Source organism: Pseudomonas sp. OV546 (genome assembly GCF_900116845.1).
Taxonomy (GTDB): domain Bacteria; phylum Pseudomonadota; class Gammaproteobacteria; order Pseudomonadales; family Pseudomonadaceae; genus Aquipseudomonas; species Aquipseudomonas petroselini.
Window position 1 is genome coordinate 191,643 of record NZ_FPCE01000007.1, and the last position, 23,917, is coordinate 215,559.

22 protein-coding genes are annotated in these 23,917 nt (G+C 60.6%); 18 read left to right on the forward strand and 4 right to left on the reverse strand.

Annotated elements, in window-relative coordinates:
- The first annotated feature begins 27 nt into the window (after positions 1 to 27).
- The 3 genes from BM403_RS17655 to BM403_RS17665 all read left to right on the forward strand — a co-directional run bounded on the left by BM403_RS17655 (position 28) and on the right by BM403_RS17665 (position 2,633).
- A complete protein-coding gene (locus BM403_RS17655; RefSeq protein ID WP_012722663.1) occupies positions 28 to 894 on the forward strand; it encodes a LysR substrate-binding domain-containing protein in 867 nt (288 codons plus the stop codon).
- A 90-nt stretch (positions 895 to 984) separates the two neighbouring features.
- Positions 985 to 1,455, forward strand: coding sequence for a RidA family protein (locus tag BM403_RS17660; RefSeq protein ID WP_012722662.1), 471 nt, complete (start codon positions 985 to 987; stop codon positions 1,453 to 1,455).
- Positions 1,452 to 2,633, forward strand: coding sequence for an aminotransferase class V-fold PLP-dependent enzyme (locus BM403_RS17665; protein WP_012722661.1), 1,182 nt, complete (start codon positions 1,452 to 1,454; stop codon positions 2,631 to 2,633). The genes BM403_RS17660 and BM403_RS17665 overlap by 4 nt, the downstream gene beginning before the upstream one ends.
- On the opposite strand, the gene BM403_RS17670 is transcribed toward BM403_RS17665, so the two are convergent.
- Positions 2,630 to 2,971 carry a hypothetical protein gene (locus BM403_RS17670; protein WP_043204931.1) on the reverse strand — a complete coding sequence of 114 codons (342 nt, stop codon included), beginning with the start codon at positions 2,969 to 2,971 and terminating at the stop codon, positions 2,630 to 2,632. The genes BM403_RS17665 and BM403_RS17670 overlap by 4 nt on opposite strands.
- A 219-nt stretch (positions 2,972 to 3,190) precedes the next feature.
- Here BM403_RS17670 and rapA point away from each other — a divergent pair, with 219 nt between their 5' ends.
- Positions 3,191 to 6,037, forward strand: a complete 2,847-nt coding sequence (gene rapA, locus BM403_RS17675) for an RNA polymerase-associated protein RapA (protein WP_012722659.1) — start codon at positions 3,191 to 3,193, stop codon at positions 6,035 to 6,037.
- 119 nt (positions 6,038 to 6,156) lie between these two features.
- Here the strand turns inward: rapA and BM403_RS17680 are convergent, their stop codons facing one another.
- Complete coding sequence (locus BM403_RS17680) at positions 6,157 to 7,503, reverse strand: spinster family MFS transporter (RefSeq protein WP_012722658.1); 1,347 nt, start codon at positions 7,501 to 7,503, stop codon at positions 6,157 to 6,159.
- A gap of 252 nt (positions 7,504 to 7,755) precedes the next feature.
- Between BM403_RS17680 and BM403_RS17690 the strand changes: the two genes are divergently transcribed.
- The 3 genes from BM403_RS17690 (at position 7,756) to BM403_RS17700 (ending at position 12,906) form a co-directional block, all read left to right on the forward strand.
- Entirely contained in the window at positions 7,756 to 8,121 is a 366-nt protein-coding gene (locus tag BM403_RS17690; RefSeq protein WP_012722657.1) for a YkgJ family cysteine cluster protein, read from the forward strand.
- A gap of 138 nt (positions 8,122 to 8,259) precedes the next feature.
- Positions 8,260 to 10,524 carry a putative bifunctional diguanylate cyclase/phosphodiesterase gene (locus BM403_RS17695; protein ID WP_093544004.1) on the forward strand — a complete coding sequence of 755 codons (2,265 nt, stop codon included), beginning with the start codon at positions 8,260 to 8,262 and terminating at the stop codon, positions 10,522 to 10,524.
- 204 nt (positions 10,525 to 10,728) lie between these two features.
- Positions 10,729 to 12,906, forward strand: coding sequence for a hypothetical protein (locus BM403_RS17700; RefSeq protein ID WP_012722655.1), 2,178 nt, complete (start codon positions 10,729 to 10,731; stop codon positions 12,904 to 12,906).
- Between the two features lie 309 nt (positions 12,907 to 13,215).
- Here BM403_RS17700 and BM403_RS17705 read toward each other — a convergent pair whose 3' ends face one another.
- Positions 13,216 to 13,518 (reverse strand): DUF2288 domain-containing protein, encoded by a 303-nt coding sequence (locus BM403_RS17705; RefSeq protein WP_010212359.1) that lies wholly within the window; start codon positions 13,516 to 13,518, stop codon positions 13,216 to 13,218.
- A gap of 341 nt (positions 13,519 to 13,859) precedes the next feature.
- Here BM403_RS17705 and BM403_RS17710 point away from each other — a divergent pair, with 341 nt between their 5' ends.
- The 9 genes from BM403_RS17710 to BM403_RS17750 all read left to right on the forward strand — a co-directional run bounded on the left by BM403_RS17710 (position 13,860) and on the right by BM403_RS17750 (position 21,483).
- Positions 13,860 to 14,987 (forward strand): branched-chain amino acid ABC transporter substrate-binding protein, encoded by a 1,128-nt coding sequence (locus BM403_RS17710; protein ID WP_064054995.1) that lies wholly within the window; start codon positions 13,860 to 13,862, stop codon positions 14,985 to 14,987.
- A gap of 229 nt (positions 14,988 to 15,216) precedes the next feature.
- A complete protein-coding gene (gene livH, locus BM403_RS17715) occupies positions 15,217 to 16,140 on the forward strand; it encodes a high-affinity branched-chain amino acid ABC transporter permease LivH (RefSeq protein ID WP_003172375.1) in 924 nt (307 codons plus the stop codon).
- A complete protein-coding gene (locus BM403_RS17720; RefSeq protein WP_012722653.1) occupies positions 16,137 to 17,390 on the forward strand; it encodes a high-affinity branched-chain amino acid ABC transporter permease LivM in 1,254 nt (417 codons plus the stop codon). The genes livH and BM403_RS17720 overlap by 4 nt, the downstream gene beginning before the upstream one ends.
- Positions 17,387 to 18,154 carry a high-affinity branched-chain amino acid ABC transporter ATP-binding protein LivG gene (livG, locus tag BM403_RS17725; RefSeq protein WP_012722652.1) on the forward strand — a complete coding sequence of 256 codons (768 nt, stop codon included), beginning with the start codon at positions 17,387 to 17,389 and terminating at the stop codon, positions 18,152 to 18,154. Before BM403_RS17720 ends, livG begins: the two co-directional genes overlap by 4 nt.
- A 1-nt stretch (position 18,155) precedes the next feature.
- On the forward strand, positions 18,156 to 18,857 hold the full coding sequence (locus BM403_RS17730; protein WP_093544007.1) for an ABC transporter ATP-binding protein: 702 nt from the start codon (positions 18,156 to 18,158) through the stop codon (positions 18,855 to 18,857).
- Between the two features lie 172 nt (positions 18,858 to 19,029).
- Positions 19,030 to 19,326, forward strand: coding sequence for a BufA1 family periplasmic bufferin-type metallophore (locus BM403_RS17735; RefSeq protein ID WP_012722651.1), 297 nt, complete (start codon positions 19,030 to 19,032; stop codon positions 19,324 to 19,326).
- 23 nt (positions 19,327 to 19,349) lie between these two features.
- Positions 19,350 to 20,228 carry an MNIO family bufferin maturase gene (locus tag BM403_RS17740; protein ID WP_012722650.1) on the forward strand — a complete coding sequence of 293 codons (879 nt, stop codon included), beginning with the start codon at positions 19,350 to 19,352 and terminating at the stop codon, positions 20,226 to 20,228.
- Positions 20,225 to 21,001 (forward strand): HvfC/BufC N-terminal domain-containing protein, encoded by a 777-nt coding sequence (locus BM403_RS17745; RefSeq protein WP_012722649.1) that lies wholly within the window; start codon positions 20,225 to 20,227, stop codon positions 20,999 to 21,001. Before BM403_RS17740 ends, BM403_RS17745 begins: the two co-directional genes overlap by 4 nt.
- Positions 20,998 to 21,483: a DoxX family protein gene (locus tag BM403_RS17750; RefSeq protein WP_093544009.1), complete on the forward strand. Its 486-nt coding sequence runs from the start codon at positions 20,998 to 21,000 to the stop codon at positions 21,481 to 21,483. The genes BM403_RS17745 and BM403_RS17750 overlap by 4 nt, the downstream gene beginning before the upstream one ends.
- On the opposite strand, the gene BM403_RS17755 is transcribed toward BM403_RS17750, so the two are convergent.
- The gene (locus BM403_RS17755; protein ID WP_012722647.1) at positions 21,480 to 22,388 is read right to left on the reverse strand and encodes a LysR family transcriptional regulator; all 909 of its coding nucleotides are present in this window, start codon (positions 22,386 to 22,388) and stop codon (positions 21,480 to 21,482) included. The genes BM403_RS17750 and BM403_RS17755 overlap by 4 nt on opposite strands.
- A gap of 104 nt (positions 22,389 to 22,492) precedes the next feature.
- Between BM403_RS17755 and BM403_RS17760 the strand changes: the two genes are divergently transcribed.
- On the forward strand, positions 22,493 to 23,092 hold the full coding sequence (locus BM403_RS17760) for a short chain dehydrogenase (RefSeq protein ID WP_012722646.1): 600 nt from the start codon (positions 22,493 to 22,495) through the stop codon (positions 23,090 to 23,092).
- Positions 23,093 to 23,188: 96 nt separating this feature from the next.
- Positions 23,189 to 23,860: a COG3650 family protein gene (locus tag BM403_RS17765; RefSeq protein WP_012722645.1), complete on the forward strand. Its 672-nt coding sequence runs from the start codon at positions 23,189 to 23,191 to the stop codon at positions 23,858 to 23,860.
- The last annotated feature ends 57 nt before the right edge of the window (positions 23,861 to 23,917 follow it).

Here is a 23,917-nt window from a genome sequence, read left to right on the forward strand (position 1 = left end):
CTTTTCCAGACCCGGAGACGCACCCAGGTGGCACTGCACAAGGACCTTCCGCCGTTGCTGGCCCTGCGCGCCTTCGAAGCCGTGGCGCGGCATTTGAGTTTTATCAAGGCCGCGAACGAGTTGTCGGTGACCCAGAGTGCCCTGAGTCACCAGGTGCAGAAACTTGAGCAGTACTTGGATAAACCGCTGTTTATCCGACGCACGCGCGCGATCGACCTGACCGCCGACGGCCAACAGTACTACGACGAAATCCGCCCGGCGCTCGACGCCATCGCCGCGGCCACCCGCGCCCAACGGGCCACCCCAAGCGCCAGCGTGTTACGCATCGGCTTGCTGGCGTCCTTCGCCACCCTGTGGCTGGCGCCGCGTCTGGCTGGGTTCCTCAATCGCTATCCCCCTATCCAGGTAGAGCTATTACCGGCCATTCAGCTCGCGAACGTCGCTGGCGCCGAGGTCGACCTGGCCATCCGCTATGGCAAGGGTGATTGGCCCGACGTGCAGGCCACGCGACTGATGCCGGAAGTCATCTCCCCGGTGTGCAGCCCTGCGTTCAAGGTACGGCAGGACAGCCCGCTGTTGATGGCGACGTCACACCGCCCCTTTGAATGGACCGATTGGTCCGAGCACTACCAGGTCGACCTCGCCCACCATCCCCGCGTGATGCTGCACGACTACAACATCGTGGTCGAAGCCGCCGTGGCCGGCCAAGGCATCGCCATGGGCCGTCATCGCCTGATCGAACGCAGGCTGCAGGACGGCAGCCTGGTAGAAGCGTTCGATTGGCCGCCCTACCACAGCGACATCGGTTACTGGCTCATCGCCCCTCAAGGTCCCGCCAGTGAAGCTGCCGCGTGTTTCAGCCAGTGGTTGAAGGAAGCCTGCGCCGACGCGTGAGTTATTTCGATAGGTCGCGTGAGATCTATCCGTTTGTCGCCCTTCGATACAGCCAACATGCTGAAACCTCCTGACCCCAGAGGATTGATCATGAGCGACTCCCTCCGCCAACGCGTGCACGCCCTCGGCCTCGCACTGCCTACGCCCAGCCAGCCGATTGCCAATTACATCAACCACGTCGTCAGCCAGAACCACCTGTTTGTCTCCGGTCAGATTCCGCTGGTGGACGGCAAACCGGCCTACGTCGGCCGGTTGGGCGAGTCCATCAGCGATGAGGAAGGCGCACACGCGGCAGAACTCGCGGCCCTGGGCCTGCTGGGGCAGTTGAGCGATGCCCTCGGTGATGACCTCTCACGACTGGTACGCACCGTGCGCCTGGGGGTGTTTATCGCCAGCGGCGCTGACTTCAAACAACAGAGCGTGGTCGCCAACGGCGCCTCCAACTTGCTGGTCAACGCCCTTGGCGAAAAGGGCCGGCATGTGCGCACCGCCGTGGGCGTTTCCAGCCTGCCGGCCGGCGTGGCGGTGGAGGTCGATGCCATTTTCGAGCTGCACCCATGAGCCCGCTCGACGTTCAGCACTTGCGGGACAACACGCCTGGTTGCCAGTCCGGCATCGTGCACTTCAACCACGCCGGTGCCTCGCTGCCGAGCCAGGCGACCCTTGATGCGATCATCGAACACCTGCAACGGGAAGCCCGCGAGGGCCCAATGGAAGCCGGCGAGCATGGCGCCGTCTTGGTGGAAAAAGCCCGCCGTGCCGCCGCGCAACTGCTTAACGCCCCGGTCTCATCCATCGCGTTTGCCGGCAGTGGCTCGACCGCCTGGAGCATGGCGTTCCAAGCCTTGGGGCCCTGGCAGCCGGGCGATCGCATTCTGGTCGGCCGCCACGAATGGGGCGGTAACCTGGCCAGCATGGAAGGGGCGGTGCAAGCAGGCGCTCGGGTGGAGGTCATCCCCTGCGACGACAGCGGCGCAGTCTGCCCAGTGGCGCTGGAGTCGATGATCGACGCTCGCGTGAAGTTGATCGACCTCACCTGGCTCCCGGCCAACGGCGGCCTGATCAACCCCGCCCAGGCCATCGGCGAAGTGGCCAGGCGTCACGCCATCCCCTACTTCATCGACGCCGGCCAAGCCGTCGGCCAACTGCCGGTGGATGTGCAAGCGCTGCACTGTGACGTGCTCAAGTCAGCCGGGCGCAAACACCTGCGTGGGCCACGAGGCACCGCGCTGTTGTATGTGCGACCGGCTTTTCTTGAGCGCTTGAACCCTGTTCAGCGTGACGTGTTTTCAGCGCCCTGGACCGCCCGGGGGTTCGACCTGCGCCAGGACGCACGGCGCTTTGAAACCAGCGAAACATCCTTCGCCTTGCTGGCGGGGCTGGGCAATGCGTTGCAAGAGATGAACGGGCTGGGAATCGAGCGCCTATGGGAAAGGGTTTCGCAGACCAGCGAGCGAATCCGCGAAGCGTTGCGTGGGGTTCCGGGCATTACCCTGCACGACCTGGGCACTCGCCAGTCAGGCTTGATCGCCTTCAACCTGGCGGGTTGGGACGCCTTTGAACTCAAGCGGCGCCTGGGGTTGAAGCGCATCAACATCGGGGCCAACGGTGTCGCCTACACGCCGCTGGATATGCAGGCGCGGGGCCTTGAAAGCGTGGCGCGGATTTCTGTCAGCCCGCTCAATACCGAACACGAGATCGAGGTGCTGATAACGGCCCTGCGGGCACTGCATGACTAAACCTCGACGTCCACCCACAGGCCTTGGCGTGGCGCATCTTCGATCAGCGGTATCACCGGCACCGTATTGTCGGCGTTGAGCACATCCCCCGGAATGGCCAGGTGCTGCTCCGGGTCGTCCTCGGCTTCACGCCGGCGTTTCTGTTGTTCCTGCTGGCGACGTTGTTCTTCACGCAGCAAAAACGTCGACGTCTCGGCATCGCCCTTTTTCAGGTCGATGGTGCTTTCGTTGGAGCCCGGTTGCACTGGCACCACGGGCGGGATATCCGGCTTCTGACGTACCGGATCGAGTTGTGACGTGACCGGCACAACGCTGACGGGCAGCATGGGTGGCAGCATAGTGATTATTCTCCTGATCAACAGGCTGTCGGCGGGTTGCAGGGTGACTTGAGCGCAAGCTCGCCAACCTGTGACCCAGTCGACACTCGCAAGTGCCCGCCACCCGTCGATTCAGCTTCCGATGTGCCACCCCCAGGGAGTAGTTTTTGTCAGAGTCCTTGGGCGTGGGGGCTTGTTCCGTTAAGATAGTCGGCTTTTTCACGGCGGGAGTCAGGCAGCATGGCGCAGCAGTATCAACCGGGGCAACGCTGGATTAGTGACAGCGAAGCAGAGCTGGGGTTAGGCACCGTTCTGGCACAGGACGGCCGCTTGTTGACCGTGCTCTATCCGGCCACTGGCGACACCCGCCAGTATGCGCTACGGAATGCGCCCCTCACCCGCGTGAGGTTCTCGCCGGGTGACTCCATCACCCATTTCGAAGGCTGGAAAATGACCGTGCAGGAAGTCGACGATGTCGACGGCCTGCTGGTGTACCACGGCCTCAATGGGCAGCACGAGCAGGTCACCCTGCCGGAAACCCAACTGTCCAACTTCATTCAGTTCCGCCTGGCCAGCGACCGCCTGTTCGCCGGGCAGATCGACCCGCTGGCCTGGTTCTCGCTGCGTTACCACACGCTGGAACACACCAGCCGCCAATTGCAGTCTTCGTTGTGGGGCCTGGGTGGCGTGCGTGCGCAACCTATCGCTCACCAATTGCACATCGCCCGTGAAGTCGCTGACCGTATCGCGCCACGGGTATTGCTGGCTGACGAAGTCGGCTTGGGCAAGACCATCGAAGCCGGCCTGGTGATCCATCGCCAATTGCTGTCGGGCCGCGCCAGCCGCGTGTTGATCCTGGTACCGGAAAACCTGCAGCACCAGTGGCTGGTGGAAATGCGCCGCCGCTTCAACCTGCAGGTCGCGCTGTTCGATGAAGAGCGCTTTATCGAAAGCGATGCGACCAACCCGTTCGAAGACACCCAGTTGGCCCTGGTGGCCCTGGAATGGCTGGTCGACGACGAAAAGGCCCAGGACGCGCTGTTCGCGGCCGGTTGGGACCTGTTGGTGGTCGACGAAGCCCACCACTTGGTGTGGCATGAAGACAAAGCCAGCGCCGAATATTCGCTGGTCGAACAACTCGCCGAAGTGATTCCCGGCGTGCTGCTGCTCACCGCCACCCCCGAGCAACTCGGCCAGGACAGCCACTTCGCGCGCCTGCGCCTGCTCGACCCGAACCGTTTCCACGACCTGCACGCCTTCCGCGCCGAGAGCGAGAACTATCGCCCGGTGGCCGAAGCCGTGCAGGAGTTGCTCGACAAGGGCCGCTTGTCCCCCAAGGCCCACGAGACTATCCAGGGTTTCCTCGGCAATGAAGGCGAAGCACTGCTGACCGCCGTCAACGATGGCGACACCGAAGCCAGCGCGCGCCTGGTGCGTGAGCTGCTCGACCGCCACGGCACCGGCCGCGTGCTGTTCCGCAACACCCGCGCCGCCGTGCAAGGCTTCCCGGAGCGCAAGCTGCACGCCTACCCGTTGCCGAACCCGGACGAGTACATGGAGTTGCCGCTGGGCGAACACGCCGAGCTGTACCCGGAAGTCAGCTTCCAGTCGCAGCCGGACGTCGAAGAAGAACACCGCTGGTGGCGCTTCGACCCACGGGTCGAGTGGCTGATCGACCAGCTGAAAATGCTCAAGCGCACCAAGGTCCTGGTGATCTGCGCCCACGCCGAAACCGCCATGGACCTGGAAGACGCCCTGCGCGTGCGCTCCGGCATCCCGGCCACGGTGTTCCACGAGGGCATGAACATCCTCGAGCGTGACCGCGCCGCCGCCTACTTCGCCGATGAAGAGTTCGGCGCCCAGGTGCTGATCTGCTCGGAAATCGGCAGTGAAGGCCGTAACTTCCAGTTCTCCCACCACTTGGTGCTGTTCGACCTGCCGTCCCACCCCGACCTGCTGGAACAGCGGATCGGCCGTCTGGACCGGATCGGCCAGAAACACGTGATCGAACTGCACGTGCCGTACCTGGAAACCAGCCCGCAAGAGCGCCTGTTCCAGTGGTACCACGAAGCGCTGAACGCGTTCCTCAACACCTGCCCGACCGGCAACGCCTTGCAGCATCAGTTCGGCCCACGCCTGCTGCCGCTGCTGGAAAACGCCGACGACGGCGAGTGGCAAGCCCTGATCGACGAGGCCCGTGCCGAGCGCGAGCGTCTGGAACAGGAGCTGCACACCGGCCGCGACCGTCTGCTGGAGCTCAACTCCGGCGGCGCAGGCGAAGGTGATGCGCTGGTGGAAGACATCCTCGAGCAAGACGATCAGTTCGCCCTGCCGATCTACATGGAAACCCTGTTCGACGCATTCGGCATCGACAGTGAAGACCATTCGGAAAACGCGCTGATCCTCAAGCCCAGCGAAAAAATGCTCGACGCCAGCTTCCCCCTGGGCGACGACGAAGGCGTGACCATCACCTACGACCGTAACCAGGCACTGTCGCGCGAAGACATGCAGTTCATCACCTGGGAACATCCGATGGTGCAGGGCGGCATGGACCTGGTGCTGTCCGGTTCAATGGGCAACACCGCCGTGGCATTGATCAAGAACAAGGCGCTCAAACCGGGCACCGTGTTGCTGGAACTGCTCTACGTCAGCGAAGTGGTTGCCCCGCGCTCGCTGCAACTGGGCCGCTACCTGCCACCGGCCGCCCTGCGCTGCCTGCTGGATGCCAATGGCAACGACCTGTCCGGCCGCGTGACCTTCGAAACCCTCAACGACCAGTTGGAAAGCGTGCCACGTGCCAGCGCCAACAAGTTCATCCAGGCCCAGCGCGACCAACTGACGCCGCGGATCAACGCCGGTGAAGAGAAGATCACCCCACGCCACGCCGAGCGCGTAGCCGAGGCCAAACGCCGCCTGGCGGCAGACACCGACGAAGAGCTGGCGCGCCTGACCGCGTTGCAAGCGGTCAACCCGACCGTACGCGACAGCGAGCTGGTTGCCCTGCGCACCCAACGCGAGCAAGGCCTGGCCATGCTAGATAAGGCGGCGCTGCGCTTGGAAGCGATTCGGGTTCTGGTCGCCGGTTAATAGCTACCTTCTTTCTTTGTCTTGAGGGCCTCATCGGGGGCAAGCCCCCTCCCACACGTTGATTTGTGAACGCAGTCAAAGGTGGGAGGGGGCTTGCCCCCGATGGCGTCACTGCGGTCTCAAACAGCAACCGCCGCAGCAGGTACCTCCACCCCGCTCAACCCCTCTTTCATCTTCTTGGCATCCCGCACAAAGCTGCGCGACGCCTGGAACAGAAACAGCATGGTCAGGAACAACGCCACCGGAATCAGGTACATGGCGTCATGCAACCCCACCGCCTTGTAAGCCTCGGTCATCTGCTCCGCCCCCGCCGCATACATCGCCGAATGAGCAAAATGGTCGGACAAGCCCCCTACAACGATCGGCCCCATGCCGCCACCCAACAAATACAGCCCGGCAAAAAACAGCGCCATCGCCGTGGCCCGCAGGCGCGGTTCGACCACATCCTGGATCGCCGTGTACACGCAGGTGTAGAAGTTATAGGCGAACAGCCAGCCCACACTGAACAGCGCCACAAACACACCAATCTCAATGCGCCCGGCGTGCAACGCCCAGGCCGTGGTCACGGTGGAGATGATCAGGCTGAACGCGGCGAACAGCAGCCGGCCGTTGGCGACACGCTGATGGATCTTGTCGGCGATCCAGCCACCCAGGGTCAGGCCCACCAGGCCGGTCAGGCCGACGATCACCCCGGTTGCCACGGCGGCATCCTGCAACGGCATCAGGAAATAACGCTGCAACATCGGCACCAGGAATGAGTTGCAGGCATAGGTCGCGAAGTTGAAGCACAACCCGGCCAGCACCAGCCACAGGAAGGTCGGCACCGCCAGCACGCGGCGGATCGGGCGGTCGACGCGTTCCTGTGAAACCTGCACGGTTTCCGCCGCGCCGCGCTTGGGCTCCTTGATATAGAACATGAACACAGCAAGGATCAGCCCCGGCACCGCCGCGATAAAGAACGGTGCTCGCCAGCTGTCGAACGCCTTGACCATCCAACCGATGGTGAAGAACGCCAGCAACAGACCCAACGGCAGCCCCAGCATGAAAATCCCCATGGCCCGCGCGCGGCGGTGCGCCGGGAACAGGTCGCCAATCAATGAGTTGGCGGCTGGCGCATAGCTGGCTTCGCCAATGCCAATGCCCATGCGCACCAGCAAAAACGTCCAGAAACTGCCGACCAGACCGTTCACCGCCGTCAGCCCGCTCCAGGCGAACAGGCCCCACCCCATCAGTTTGCTGCGCGAGCCGGTATCGGCCAGTCGCCCGAGCGGCAGGCCGGCAATGGCGTAGACGATGGTGAAAGCGGTGCCGATGATGCCGAGCTGGAAGTCACTCAGGTGCCATTCCATGCGGATTGGCTCGATGATGATCGCGGGAATGGTGCGATCGAAGAAGTTGAACAGATTGGCGAGGAACAGCAGGAACAGAATGCGCCAGGCATTCGCCGCTTGGGTCGAGTTCTGCATGGGTCCGTCTCTTTTATTGTTATGAGAGCTGCGATGCCCGATGCATCCTGCCCGGTACCTGCAACATAGTCAGGCGGGCGAGGCTTGTCTGTAATGATTCGTAAAGCTGATAGGGCATGATTTCACCCGGCATCCTGGGACTTTCCCTACGGAAAATATAAGTTCTGCCCCCTCTTCCCAATGGCCATGGCACGGATAGAATGGCGAGCCTTCCTGTAACACCCCATTCTACTTTTCTTATCGATGACGCCCATGTCCGAAGCCAGTCCGTGTCTGAATTGCGGTGCCTGTTGTTCACACTTTCGTGTGTCTTTCTTCTGGGGTGAATGCGCCTCGTCGGGAGGCACGGTGCCCGATGACTTGGTGGTGCAAATCAACCCGACCCGCGTGGCAATGATCGGCACCGACCAGAAACCTGCGCGCTGCTGCAGCCTTGAGGGTGAAGTGGGCCAGGCCACCCGTTGCACGATCTACGAGCAGCGTTCGAGCGTATGCCGCGAATTCGAGTCCTCGTGGTACCAAGGCGTACAAAACGTCGATTGCGATGCCGCACGCGCAGCGTTTGGCCTGGCCCCCCTGGAAGCCCCCTTCGAGTTGACACTGCCCATCAGCGCTTAGCATCAAACGCTATGGGAGGCATGCCAAAATGGTTCACAGCAATGTGCCATTATTCGTGGCAAATTCCGCGAGGCTTCTATACTGGACCTCATAGGTCATCGCCGTAGGCAGTGACGTGACTCTATGACGGGACATGCTATGGAATGGCTAGGTCTGCATTTTTTTACCGGACTTCCAGAGAGCGGGCACTTATTACTCAATTGCAGTCATAACCCCTTCCTGGTACTCCTGGCCTACCTGGTCGCTTGCGCGGCGGGTTTCGGCACGCTGGACATGGCCGAGCGCGTCGGCCACGTCGAGGCCCCTACCGCAAGACGCCACTGGCGCTGGCTCGGCGCTGGCTGCCTGGCCGGCGGGATCTGGTCCACTCACTTCATCAGCATGCTGGCCTTCCAGGCGCCAATCGCGATTCACTACGACCTGTTGATGACGTTCGCGTCCTTGATGATCGCCCTGATCGCGTCGCTGTTTGCCATGCAAACGCTCAGTCATTCCAGCCTACGCTTCCACCAGTATGTGCTGGCGTCTATATGGATGGGGATCGGCATCGCCTTGATGCACTACGTGGGCATGTCGGCCATGCGTTCCCAGGCCCAACTGTATTTCGACTCGGGATTGTTCCTGGCCTCGGTGGGCATCGCCATGGGTGCGAGCCTGGCCGCGTTGTTGCTGTCGAGTCACTTGCGCACGGGCACCGGCGTGTTTCATCAACTGCTCAAATACGCCGCCAGCCTGGTCCTGGGCGCGGGAATTCTGAGCATGCATTTTACGGGCATGGCGGCCCTGCAGTTGATCGTCCCCGCCGGCGCTGACCTCTCACTGCCTTCGGATAACAACCCCATTCAACTGGGGTTGTCGGTGGCGGTCATCACCCTGCTGGTCATTGGCAGCAGCATCAGCGCCGCCCTGGCCGACAAGAAGCTGCAACACAAAGAACGCGACCTGCGCCGGGTCAATGCCCTGCTCAGCGAACTGGACCAGGCCCGCGCCTCCCTGCAACAGGTAGCCCATTACGATGCCTTGACCAGCCTGCTCAATCGGCGGGGTTTCAATCAGATCTTCGCGGAGAAACTCGCTGAAAAAGCTGCGTCAAACGGCATGATGGCAGTGATCTTCCTAGATATCGACCACTTCAAGCGCATCAATGACAGCCTCGGGCATGACGCCGGTGACCAATTACTCACCGTGCTGGCCGCGCATATCAAGGGCTCGGTGCGCAGCCATGCGGATGTGGTGGCGCGGTTTGGCGGTGATGAGTTCTGCATTCTGATCAGCATTCACCACCGCGACGAAGCCCGGCACCTGGCCCAGCGCATCATGCAAAAGATGAAGGAGCCCATCGAACTGGCTGGCCGCCGTATGGTGATGACCACCAGCATCGGCATCAGCCTGTATCCCGATGATGGCCTGACCTGCGAAGAGTTGCTCAAAACCGCTGACCTGGCGCTGTACCAGTCCAAGGACGCCGGGCGCAACAGCCTGAACTTCTTCAGTTCCAACCTGAAAACCCGAGCCTTCCTCGAACTGCAACTGGAAGAAGAACTGCGCGGCGCCCTGCGCACCCGTAACCAACTGGTGCTGTTCTACCAACCGATCTTTGACATGAAACTGGGCAAGGTCACACGGCTGGAAGCCCTGGTGCGCTGGCAACACCCACAGCATGGGCTGCTGGCGCCGGACCGGTTTATCGGTATCGCCGAAAGCAACGGGCTGATTGCCGAATTGGACCACTGGGTGCTGCGCCAAGCCTGTCATGACCTGAGCCTGCTGTCTGACCGGGGCTATACCGAATTGACCATGGCGGTGAACTGCTCGGCCCTTAACCTGGCCCGGGATGAACTGGCGGACGAAATCGAGGATGCGCTGCGTTTCAGTGCAATTGCCGCCAACCGCCTGGAACTGGAAGTCACCGAAAACGCGCTGATGGGCAACATCAGCAGCACCCTGGCGCTGCTGCGGCAAATCCGCGCGCTAGGCGTGTCGCTGGCCATCGACGACTTTGGTACCGGCTATTCGTCCCTGGCCTACCTCAAGCGCCTTCCCCTCAACACCTTGAAGATCGACCGCTCGTTTATCCAGGACATTCCCAAGTCCACCGCCGATATCGAGATTGTCCAGGCGATTATTGGCATGGCCCATACCCTGCACCTGGAGGTCGTCACCGAAGGCGTGGAAACCCAGGCGCAGTTCGAGCTGTTGCTCAAGCATGGCTGCGATTTCGTCCAAGGCTACCTCTTGAGCCCGGCAGTGCCCGCCAGCGACATCATCGGTGTCATGCAGGGTATCAACTTGCGCAACCCACTCTATCCGCACAGCCTGGTGGGCGCCAAAGACAGCAGCGCACCGAAAGAGCCTGCTCCCACGCGCAAAGGCAACACGTCCATCGTCAGGCCAATTCGCTGACGCCTAAACTTTGGCATTTCGCCATCATTTGCCTAAAGAACGCCGACGAACGGCCGATTCATCAGAGTCCGGCCAGGTTTTCCCTGAGCACAACAGGGTCAAGCCCGATCGTCCCGGACAAGGACGCACTGCAAAGTCGCGAACTCCCATTCCGTGATGGCCATTTGATACTTTCCAGCCATCCGCCCAGGCACATGGCGCACAATGACTTCTAAAAATAACTCTGCCACCGTGGTATCCGACGTGTTGCTCCCAGCTCCTGCGGAAAAACCCTCAGGTTCAAAGTCATTGAGCACCGCCCGCCCGCTGGCCACTCAGCAATACCTGTATTTCACCGAAACCAATACCGACCGCATCCTCGACAACCTTGATGGCCTGCGCGACATGGTGTTCCCTCGCCCGCCCCACCTGGAAGGCGACAGCGATCCGCGCACCGAGCAGGAATTCCCGTCGGTGTGCCTGATCGGCCTGGGCCGTTGCGGTTCGAACATCGCGCTGGATGTAGCGGAGCTGGTGTACAACGCCCGCAAGTTCTACTTGAACGAGTTCAGCAACGAAGATAAATCACAGGACAAGGGTTACAGCCCGGCCCAGTGGATCCGCAACAACCTGCGCCTGGGCAGCGGCAAGGCCAGCAAACCGGTGTTCCTGGTAGAACCGCTGGTGATGCTCGGCGACCTGGACAAGGACATCGCCGGGCGCATCCGTTTTTCGCGCAAGGGCGAGAAAAGCGGTTTCCTGCGTGACTACAGCAAGATGAAAATCATGGACCTGTCGGAGGTCCACGCCGGTGGCGCCGGTAACGCGCCGATCCTCGGCCAGTACCTGGCCAAGATCATCCTCAACAAAGACACCCAGCGTTTTTCCAGCCCCGACTGGAAGATGATCCACTCGTATTTGATCGACTCCTGCGGCATCAAGGCCAACCAGTCGCGCCTGTACTTCTCAATCTTCAGCGCCGGCGGCGGTACCGGCTCGGGCATGGCCTCGGAGTTCGGCCTGGCCCAGCAGCACTCGTACATGAACAAGACGTTCGACACCAAGCCCGCCGACGAGCACGACAGCAAGAGCGGCCACGCCTTTGTGTTCGAGCCGATCTTCACCAGCGGCATTTGTGTGCTACCGAATATCTCCGACCACCGCAGCGAAATGTCCGAGGCGCTGCACATCAACGCCGGACGGCTGCTGTGCAAATACCTGTCGGAAGAATGGGATTTCTCGTACAACTTCGCCAATGAAGACAGCAGCGAAGCCAGTGTGAAGGGCCGTATCCGGCCGTGGAACGCGATGATGCTGATCTCCAACGACATCATGCGTTATGCCGAAGAAAGCGATGACGGCAATATCCAGAACATTGACGTCAATGCCATGGAAAAACACGCCAACCAGTACATTTCCCAGCAGATCTTCAACATCCTCACGGCCCAGGCCGTGACCACCGACTACGACCAGAACTACTTCCGCCGCGCCGGTATCGACATCGGCGAAACCATTCGCCTGGATGCCAACGACCTGTTCATGAGCCTGGCCGGCCCGGTGGCGATTGCCTACGCCGAGTCCGTAGTCCCGGAAACGCCGGCACCGTCGAATGACAAATTCAAGGTCTTCGAGAAAGAGCCCCAGCGCCTGAACATCGACGACCTGTTCTTCCGCTCCATCGACCTGCCGCACTTCAACAAAGTCACCCAGGCCATCGAAGGCATCAGCTTGCTGCCGATTGAATCCAAGCGCTACAAGGCCTCCCTGGAGCAGTACAAGAACTCCGGCTACGACGCGGCCGCGCTGCATGACCTGCACTTCTTCAAGAACTGCTCGTCGGTGGTGTCCATCGTGTCGCTGCCCAAGGACTACAAGCTTTCCTACATGGACCTGAACCGGCTCAAGACCCACCTCAACAGCTTGTTCCCCAACACCACCCTCAAGCGCTACGCGCTGGTGATCGGTGCCTCGGCCAACCTGTCGTTGACCACCCTGATCGCGAAAAGCCCGTGCCTGTCGGATGACTTCCTCACGTTGATCGTGGCCTTTATCAAGCGCTGCTTTGCACGTAACCCGTACCGCTTCGATGACACGCTGGACAACTCGATCCTGGACTTCATCATCCACGAAGACTTCGATGAAGACCGCATCGACGAGTTGCTCAACGAGTTCGAAAACCCGGCAAAGATCCTCGATACCAACTGGTACGCGATCAAGCCGATGTATGAGAAGAAGTACCGCGAGCTGATCAACGACAAAGACAAGTTTGTGTCGATCAATGACATTCGCCTGTCACGGGACTGCGTAAAGAAAGCGATCAAGTACCTGCGCGAGATTTATCGTCACCGCATCGGCAAGACCAAGGTTATTTCGTTGAATAACCATACCGGGAAAACCGCCTAGGCCGCGTTGCCCTCTTCGCGAGCAAGCCCGCTCCCACAGTCGAGCGCATTTCTGCAGGATGCGCACGGTCAACTGAGGGAGCGGGCTTGCTCGCGAATGCGGTAGTCCAGACAACAGCTATCTACAGTCCCGGCACACTTGGAAACAATTACGCAGCGATTCCGCCAGCGCCCTAACTGTTCCCATGCCGTGCACGTCACCCTCACCTGTGACCTTTCTTCACGGCAACATGCCATCACGGCGTCAGCAGTTACTCCGCTACACACTTGCCACAGCAAAAAACACGCACCTTTTTCGCGCAACCCTTTCTTACACTGCCCTTTCCTGGATCAGAATCCACGGCGATACCACCACCGCCCATAGGCTCGGATCACGTTCAACCAAGTCCAATGCCCGCGTCGCAGACACCTCGCCAAGGCTCCCTGCGGCCAGCCAGGCAGCGACTTTATCGCGGTTGTCCTCAGCCATTCCCTCGGCAGCCTCGATCAAATCCAGGCCGGCGTCGACCCACAATAGGGCACCCTTGGCAAAGAACGGCTCAAGCTCCTTCCAGGAAATTTCGGCGGTTTCTCCGAGCAGCTTGGCATAGAGGGTGCTAGGTTCTTGCGTCATGGGTGTTCACCTTGGGGAAAAATCGGCGCAATCATAGCGTCACGCCTCAAGCAGAAAAACCCAGTTGCAAATGAGTCATCGAGAGAAAGTGTCAGGAACGCCAAGGATTGCCCGAAACTCTGGCATCACCCCGCCGCAATTCTGTCTTTTTCTTTCATTTAAGCGACACGCCCGGCTTTTGCCCCCAGCAGCCAGCTTTTCAACCGATCAACCGGCGCTCTACACTGTACCGGTACAGTTGCCAGGGCACTGCCGGGGGGATATCCGAGATATCTGATCCGGTTCTGCAGCTCACAAGGCCGCTAGAACTATAAAAAAGACAACAGCAAGAGTGGAGCACTATGAATAAGGCTACTAAGCAGATTTCCAAACTGTTTGCCGCTATGGTCCTGGCTGGGGTTGCCGGCCATTCGTTCGCAGCCGACACCATCAAGATCGGCATCGCCGGACCTAAGACCGGCCCAGTGACGCAATACGGCGACATGCAATTCATGGGTGCCAAGCAAGCCATCGCCGACATCAACGCCAAGGGCGGCGTCGACGGCAAAATGCTTGAAGCCAAGGAATACGACGACGCTTGCGATCCAAAACAAGCCGTGGCCGTCGCCAACAAAGTGGTCAACGACGGCGTCAAGTTCGTGGTCGGTCACCTGTGCTCCAGCTCCACTCAGCCAGCCTCCGACATCTATGAAGATGAAGGCGTAATCATGATTACCCCGGCGGCTACCAGCCCGGAAATCACCGCCCGTGGCTACAAGCTGATCTTCCGCACCATCGGCCTGGACAGCGCGCAAGGCCCAGCGGCCGGCAACTACATCGCCGACCACGTGAAGCCGAAAATCGTTGCCGTCCTGCACGACAAACAGCAATACGGTGAAGGCATCGCCACTGCCGTCAAACAGACCCTCGAGAAAAAAGGCACCAAGGTTGCCGTCTTCGAAGGCCTGAACGCCGGCGACAAAGACTTCTCCTCGATCATCCAGAAACTCAAGCAAGCCAATGTCGACTTCGTCTACTACGGCGGCTACCACCCTGAGCTGGGCCTGATCCTGCGCCAAGCCAAGGAAAAAGGCCTGAACGCCAAGTTCATGGGCCCAGAAGGTGTCGGTAACGACTCCATCTCGCAAATCGCCCAGGGCGCTTCCGAAGGCCTGCTGGTGACCCTGCCGAAATCCTTCGACACCGACCCGGCCAACAAAGCCATCGTTGAAGAGTTCGCCAAGAACAAGCAGGACCCAACCGGTCCGTTCGTGTTCCCAGCCTACTCGGCTGTTGAAGTGATCGCTGCCGGCATCACCGCTGCGAAGAGCGAAGACACCGCCAAAGTGGCCGAAGCCATCCACGCGGGCACCTTCAAGACCCCTACCGGCGACCTGAGCTTCGACGCCAAGGGCGACCTGAAGGACTTCAAATTCGTGGTCTACGAATGGCACTTCGGTAAACCAAAAACCGAAGTTTCCCCTCAGTAAGCCAGGCGTTACTGGTCCAACAAGCCCACTGTGAGAGCAGTGGGCTTTGTTTTACGAGGTTTATGGGCCTGACACCCGCGATCCGGGCGCTGGCTCACCTGAAAATCTTAAAACCGTCACCAGCGGTTCGCTGGCAAACGCTTTGTGCAAATGTGCTCACAGAACACAGCACGGGGCCGGAACATGACTCCACCAGTGAAATGCGTATCGGGTTTTTAGGAGCGCTGTAATGCCTGAGATCTATCATTTTTTCCAACAGCTGGTTAATGGCCTGACCATTGGCAGCACCTATGCCTTGATAGCCATTGGCTACACAATGGTTTACGGCATCATTGGAATGATCAACTTCGCCCATGGCGAGGTGTACATGATTGGTTCCTACGTGGCCTTCATCGCCCTTGCCGGGCTGGCCATGATGGGTATCCACTCCCTGCCGCTGTTGATGACCGCTGCGTTCCTTGCATCGATCGTCGTAACCAGTGCCTATGGCTACAGTATCGAGCGCGTTGCCTACCGCCCCTTGCGTGGCAGCAACCGTTTGATCCCGCTGATTTCCGCCATCGGCATGTCGATTTTCCTGCAGAACACCGTATTGCTGTCCCAGGACTCCAAGGATAAATCCATCCCCAACCTGATTCCAGGGAGCTTCTCCTTCGGCCCGGGCGGTGCGGAAGAAGTCCTGATTTCCTACATGCAGATCCTGGTCTTCGTCGTCACCCTGGTGGCCATGCTGGGCCTGACCCTGTTCATCTCCCGCTCCCGTCTGGGGCGCGCCTGCCGGGCCTGTGCCGAAGACATCAAGATGGCCAACCTGCTGGGCATCAACACCAACAACATCATCGCCCTGACCTTCGTGATCGGCGCTGCGCTGGCAGCCGTTGCGGCGGTGCTGCTGAGCATGCAGTACGGCGTGATCAACCCCAACGCTGGTTTCCTGGTGGGCCTCAAGGCCTTTACCGCAGCGGTATTGGGCGGCATCGGCAGCATTCCGGGCGCCATGCTCGGTGGCCTGGTGCTGGGTGTGGCCGAAGCCTTTGGTGCCGATATCTTCGGCGACCAGTACAAGGACGTCGTGGCGTTCGGCCTGTTGGTTCTGGTGCTGTTGTTCCGTCCGACCGGCATCCTGGGCCGTCCGGAGGTTGAGAAAGTATGAGCAGATATCTTAAATCGGCGTTTTTCAGCGCCTTGCTGGTCTGGGCCGTGGCGTTCCCGGTACTGGGCCTCAAGCTGAGCATTGTCGGCATCAACCTGGAAGTGCATGGCACCGGTCCCGTGACCCTGACCATCATCGCGCTGTGCTCGGTGTTGATGTTCCTGCGCGTGCTGTTCACCCAGCAGGTCGGTGCACTGTTCAAGTCCAACCGTGGCCCACTGGTGTCGCCCAAGGTCAGCCAATTCCTGACCCTGCCACGCACCCAGCGCTACATCATCATCGGCCTGATCGTCGCCGCGTTGATCTGGCCATTCTTCGGCTCGCGCGGTGCGGTTGATATCGCCACCCTGATCCTGATCTACGTATTGCTGGGCCTGGGCCTGAACATCGTGGTGGGCCTGGCCGGTCTGCTTGACCTCGGTTATGTCGGCTTCTACGCCGTGGGTGCCTACACCTACGCACTGCTGTCGCACTACCTGGGGTGGAGCTTCTGGATCTGTCTGCCGCTGGCAGGCATGGCGGCGGCCACGTTCGGCTTCCTGCTGGGCTTCCCGGTACTGCGCCTGCGCGGTGACTACCTGGCGATCGTGACCCTGGGCTTCGGTGAAATCATCCGGCTGTTCCTGCGTAACCTCACCGATATCACCGGTGGGCCGAACGGCATCAGCAGCATTCCCAAGCCGACGTTTTTCGGGCTGTCGTTCGACCGTACCGCCGCTGAAGGCATGCAGACCTTTCACGAGTATTTCGGGATCGACTACAACCCGGTGAGCAAAGTGGTGTTCCTGTACCTGGTGGCGCTGCTGCTGGCACTGGCGGCACTGTTCGTGATCAACCGCCTGCTGCGCATGCCGATCGGCCGCGCCTGGGAAGCACTGCGCGAAGATGAAATCGCCTGCCGCGCCCTGGGCCTGAACCCAACCATCATCAAGCTCTCCGCCTTTACCCTGGGTGCTGCGTTCGCCGGTTTCGCCGGCAGCTTCTTCGCCGCTCGGCAAGGTCTGGTCACGCCGGAGTCGTTCACCTTTATCGAGTCGGCGATCATCCTCGCCATCGTGGTACTGGGTGGCATGGGCTCGCAACTGGGCGTGATCCTGGCCGCGATCGTGATGATCCTGCTGCCGGAAATGATGCGTGAGTTCAGCGAATACCGCATGTTGATGTTCGGCGCCATGATGGTGCTGATGATGATCTGGCGTCCTCAAGGCCTGCTGCCCATGCAACGTCCACACATGGAGCTGCGCAAATGAGCCGCGAGATCCTGAAAGTCGAAAACTTGAGCATGCGCTTCGGCGGCTTGCTGGCGGTCAATGGCGTGGCCCTGACCGTGAAAGAGAAACAAGTGGTCGCGTTGATCGGCCCGAACGGCGCCGGCAAGACAACGGTGTTCAACTGCCTCACCGGTTTCTACAAGCCGAGCGGTGGCAGCATCCTGCTCGACGGCCAGCCGATCCAGGGCCTGGCCGGTCACGAGATCGCCCGTAAGGGCGTGGTGCGGACCTTCCAGAACGTGCGCTTGTTCAAGGACATGACGGCGGTCGAGAACCTGCTGATCGCCCAGCACCGTCACTTGAACACCAACTTCTTCGCCGGCCTGTTCAAGACCCCCGCGTTCCGCAAAAGCGAGCGCGAGGCCATGGAGTACGCCGAGTACTGGCTGGACAAGGTCAACCTGACCGAGTTTGCCAACCGCCCGGCCGGCACCCTGGCCTACGGTCAGCAACGCCGCTTGGAAATCGCCCGTTGCATGATGACCCGCCCACGGATCCTCATGCTCGACGAACCAGCGGCCGGCCTGAACCCCAAGGAAACCGAAGACCTCAAGGCGCTGATCGGCGTGTTGCGTGAGGAAAACAACGCCACGGTGTTGTTGATCGAACACGACATGAAACTGGTCATGAGCATTTCCGACCACATCGTGGTGATCAACCAGGGCACGCCGCTGGCCGACGGGACGCCGGAGCAGATCCGCGACAATCCTGAAGTGATCAAAGCCTATTTGGGGGAAGCGTAAAATGCTGCAATTCGAAAACGTTTCCACTTTCTACGGCAAGATCCAGGCCCTGCACAGCGTCAACGTGGAAGTGCGCCAAGGTGAAATCGTCACGCTGATCGGTGCCAACGGCGCCGGCAAATCGACCTTGCTGATGACCCTGTGCGGTTCGCCCCAGGCCCACAGCGGCAGCATCCGCTACATGGGTGAAGAACTGGTGGGCCAGCAGTCGTCGCAGATCATGCGCAAGAGCATTGCGGTGGTGCCGGAAGGCCGTCGGGTGTTCTCGCGCCTGACCGTGGAAGAGAACCTGGCCATGGGCGGGTTCTTTACCGACAAGGGCGACTACCAGGAGCAGATGGACAAGGTGCTGCACCTGTTCCCACGCCTCAAGGAACGCTTCAACCAGCGCGGTGGCACCATGTCCGGCGGCGAGCAGCAAATGCTCGCCATCGGCCGTGCGCTGATGAGCAAGCCCAAGCTGCTGCTGCTGGACGAACCTTCACTGGGCCTGGCGCCGATCATCATCCAGCAGATCTTCGACATCATCGAACAACTGCGCAAGGACGGTGTGACGGTGTTCCTGGTGGAGCAGAACGCCAACCAGGCGCTGAAAATCGCTGACCGTGCCTATGTGCTGGAAAACGGCCGCGTGGTGATGCAGGGTACGGGCGAGCAGTTGCTGACGGATCCGAAAGTGCGTGAGGCGTACCTGGGCGGCTGATAAAGCCGATCGGAAAAAACCATGAGAGGAGCCGGGAAACCCGCTCCTCTTTTTTTTTGCGGAAAAACAAAAGATTTTCCCTACAGGCTTGTAACGATTTTCTCCGTACCGTCTCTAGAGGTGTACGCAGGCACCCATGCCTGCCACCTCAACCCACTGCTGGAGATACACCATGACTACCAAACTGTCCGCCGCTACCCTCGTACTGGCACTCGGTTCGGCCTTGAGCCTGTCCGCGCTGACCACCACCGCACACGCAGCCGACGACATGCAGAAATGCTTCGGTGTCGCCGAAGCGGGCAAAAACGATTGCGCCGCAGGCGCCGGCACTTCCTGCGCCGGCACCTCGAAAACCAAAGACCAGGCCAACGCCTGGAAACTGGTCCCAGCCGGCACCTGCCTCAAGACCCCAAGCTCCACCTCGCCGACCGGCTTCGGCCAGGAAGCAGCCTTTACCGCCAAGTCCTGATCCCTCGCGAAACCTGAGTACTGATGATGACTCTTTCATCCCTGCAAGCCGTCTCCCAGGCTCAGGCGCCCGGCCTCCCACGCAGGGCCGGGCTAGGGCTCAAGCACGAGCACTTCGTTGAAGTGCTCGAAACCGCACCCGATATCGGTTTTTTTGAAGTGCATGCCGAAAACTACATGGTGGCCGGCGGCCCGTTTCATCACTACCTGGGGCTGATCCGCGAGCAGTACCCGCTGTCATTGCACGGTGTGGGCCTGTCCATCGGTGGCGAAGGACCGCTGAACCGTGAGCACTTGGCGCGGTTGGCCACGCTGATCGAGCGCTATCAACCCCACTCCTTTTCCGAACACCTGGCGTGGTCCAGCCACGGCCCGGTGTTCCTCAATGACCTGTTGCCCCTGGCCTACGACAGCGCCACCCTGCAACGGGTGTGCGAACACGTGGACCAGGTACAGAGCACCCTCAAGCGGCCGATGCTGCTGGAGAACCCGTCGACCTACCTGCAGTTCCAACGCTCAACCCTGGAAGAGACCGATTTCATAAGCGAGATCATTCGCCGTACCGGGTGCGGCCTGTTGCTGGATGTGAACAACGTCTACGTGTCGTGCATCAACCACCAGCTCAACCCACTCGCCTACATAGATGCCCTGCCGTTGCACGCCGTGGGTGAAGTTCATCTGGCCGGTTTCGCCGAAGACGCTGACAGCCTGGGCGACCGCCTGTTGATCGATGACCACGGTTCGCCCATCGATAACGCCGTGTGGCAGCTCTACGAACAAGTACTGGCACGCATCGGCCCGATGGCGACGCTGATCGAACGGGACAATCAGTTGCCGGCGTTCAGCGTGCTGCTGACGGAAGCTGAACAGGCCGACTGGCATCTTTCACAGGTGATCCCATGAGCCTTCATGACGACTTCACCGCGGCCTTGCTGGCGCCGGAACAGGCGTGTCCGGATGGTTTGTTCAGCAGTAACGGTGCCGATCCAGCCAGTCGCTTCGCGGTATACCGCAACAATGTGCACAGCGCGTTGATCAACGCATTGGTGACGGCATACCCGGTGACGCTGCAACTGGTGGGCGATGAATTCTTTCGCGCAATGGCGAGCGTCTACGTCCAGGGGCACGCGCCGACCAGTCCATTGATCAGTGAGTACGGCAGCACGCTCGCCGATTTCATCCAGGGCTTCGAACCGGCGGCCAGCGTGCCCTACCTGGCAGATATTGCCCGCCTGGAACGCTTGCGGGTTTGCGCGTATCACGCGAGCGACAGCCACCCCTTGGATCAACAGGCCGTGCTGCTGGCATTGCAAGATCAAGCAGACCTGGGAGCGCTGCGCCTGCAACTGCACCCGTCCGTGGGCACCCTGGACTCCGCGTATGCGGTCGTGACGGTGTGGGCGGCGCACCAGACCGAGGGCGGCCTGGCGACCCTGGACCCGTGGAACGCCCAGAGTGCGCTGGTATTGCGCCACGGCCTGGAGGTCAGGGTTTTCGCCATCAATCGAAGTTCAGTGGCGTTTATCAACAGCCTGGCCCAAGGCCTGACCTTAGAAAAAGCCGTGGAACACGCGCTCGATGCGTCACCCGACTTCGATCTGCACCGATGCCTCACGCTGCTGATCAGCCACAGCGCCATCACTCATTTGCATCTAAAACACAAGGTATCGCCATGAACACTCACCCTTCATACCTGATCAAACGGGTCATCCAACTCTTCGAGCAAATTCCCTACAGCCTGATTGCCTTTGTCGCGCGCTTTTCCATTGCCGCGGTGTTCTGGAAATCCGGGCAAACCAAAGTCGAAGGCTTTGCCATTGATTTGATCAGCGGTACTTTCCAGCTCGGCACACCGAAACTGGCGGCTTCGACACTGCCGCTGTTTCGCAGTGAATACCATGTGCCGCTGCTTTCGCCTGAAGTGGCGGCACCTATGGCTGCGTTTGCCGAGCACTTTTTCCCGGTGCTGATCCTCGTCGGGTTCGCCACGCGCTTTTCGGCCTTGGCCCTGATCGGCATGACCCTGGTGATTCAGCTGTTTGTCTACCCGGACGCCTACCCGACTCATGGCACCTGGATTGCGCTGCTGTTACTGCTGATGGCCAAAGGGCCGGGGCGCGTATCCATCGATCACCTGATCGCCCGTCGCTACGCTTAAAGCCGATCCAACGCCTCGCCACTGCGCTTGAACCAATCCACCAGGTAGTCGGCCAACACCTGGGTGCGACGCGGCAGGCCGCCCTGATAGGGGTGCACCAGGTACATCGGCATGCTCCGCGTCTGATAATCGCGCAGGAGCCAACGCAATCGGCCGTCAGCCAATTCCGCCGGCAGTACATAGGATGGCAGGCGCGCGATACCCGCGCCCACCAGCGCGGCCTTTTTCAACAGGTTGTAGTGATTGGAGGCAAAGGTGCCACTGACCCGCACCCGCAACAATTCGTGCTGCTGGTGGTACAACCACTCCTCGCGACCGCTGTAGTGACTGTTGAGCAGGCAGATATGCGCGGCCAGGTCAGCCGGCGTCTCGGGTTCACCATAGTGCTCGAGGTAGGCCGGGCTGGCGCAGGTCATCTCATGCCAGGCCAGCAACGGCTTGGCCACCAGGCGCTCGTTTTCAATCGCGCCTGAGCGTACGCCCAGGTCAAAGCCGTCCCGGGCCAGATCACGGTAGCGGTTGTTGAGCTCCAGCTCGATCTGCACCTGCGGATACTGTTTGGAAAACTCCAGTAACAAGCCATCGAAAAAGGTTTCGCCCAGCGACACCGGAACCGTCATACGCACAGGCCCGGCCAGGTCATCCTTAAGCCGAGCCAGTGCCTGGCGGGCGCGATCCACTTGCACCACCAATGCCTGGGCCTGGGGCAGCAATGCCGCACCCGCAGCAGTCAGGCTGAGTTTGCGCGTGGTGCGATGCAGCAATACCACGGAAAACTGCGCCTCCAACTGGCTGATCCGCTTGGACAGCTGCCCTTTGCTGCAGCCCAGTTGCTCGGCGGCCAGGGTGAAACTACCGGCTTCTATCAGTACGGCAAAGGCCGCCAGATCATCCATCTCGCTCATGGATTGTTTCCATTTGAAAACCAAAGGTTGCCTATTAGCACGTTTATCCACCCAAAAAGCCACTCTAGACTGACCCTTCACTTAAACCCTGGAGGAACAGCACCATGAAAATCCTATTGATTGGCGCCAGCGGCACGATTGGCTCGGCGGTCAAGACCGAACTCTCTCAGCGTCACGAAGTGATCAGCATCGGCCGCAGCGGCGGCGACTTCCGGGTGGATATCAGCGACAGCGCCTCAATCCGTACACTGTTCGAACAGACCGGCAAGTTCGATGCCCTGATCTGCGCAGCCGGCAGCGTGAACTTCGTGCCGCTGGGCGACATGCGCGAAAGCGACTTCGAGCTGGGCCTGCGTGACAAGCTGATGGGTCAAGTCAACCTGCTGCTGATCGGGCGTGAATATGCCAACGACGGCGCCTCGTTTACCTTCACCAGCGGCATTCTCAACCGCGACCCGATCCGCACCGGCGCTTCGGCTTCGTTGGTCAATGGCGCCATTGACGCCTTCGTAAAAGCCGCCGCAATCGAATTGCCGCGCGGCCTGCGCGTCAACTCCGTCAGCCCGACCGTGCTGTTGGAAGCCATGGGCAGCTATGCGCCGTACTTTCGTGGCTACAAACCGGCGCCCGGCGCCGAGGTGGCATTGGCCTACGCGAAAAGTGTCGAAGGCTTGCAGACGGGTCAGACTTTTATCGTTGGTTAAATCGGATGCCTGTCGGAATTGACTGAAGCTGGCGACCGGGGTTGTGATGCAACGCAGGTCTGCGTAACGTGGCGGCACTTGTCTGGAGACCCGATAATGCGTGCCGCCCATAGCCTTGCCCTGTTTGCCTTGCTTCCCCTGTTCGCCGCCTGCCAGATGTTCGACAGCGAGCCGGCAAAGCCCTCTCTCGCGGGACTGACCCGTATGCAGGGCGAACTCACGGCGGTCGGCGGCAAACTGTTGTTCCAGCCGTGCAACGACAAACGCAACTACGTGGTCAACGACACCAGCGGCACCAGCGTCCTGCAGGAGGCGGCCTCCTTGGCCGGCCAGCAAGGTGCGCTGTTCGCTGACCTGCGTGGCCAGTTCTCCGGCGTTGCCAGCGGCACCCAGGGCAGCGTGGACCTGCAACAGCTCTACCGCATGGAGCGCTCGACCTCGGCCTGCAACGACCCGGACTTCAAACGCACGATCCTGCGCGCCAATGGCCACAACCCGGCCTGGTCGATGAACGTCACCGCCAAGGGCATGGTGCTGCAGCGCGAAGGCCAGCCGCCACTGGCGGTGCCTTATGTGGAAGAGCAAATCGGCGAAGGCCGCTTCAACCTCATGACCGAAGCCAACAACCAGAAAGTCGAACTGTGGGTAGCCCCGCAGCGTTGCGTCGACCCGGTCAGCGGCAGCCTGCAGCACATGAGCGCCGAGTTGCGCGTCAACGGCCAGGTGCAACGGGGTTGCGCAGCGTTTGGCGGTTCGCGCGACGACTGACTGGGCCCCTGTGCTTTTTTAACCTGACGGGAAACGGCCTTTGGGGCTTATAATCGC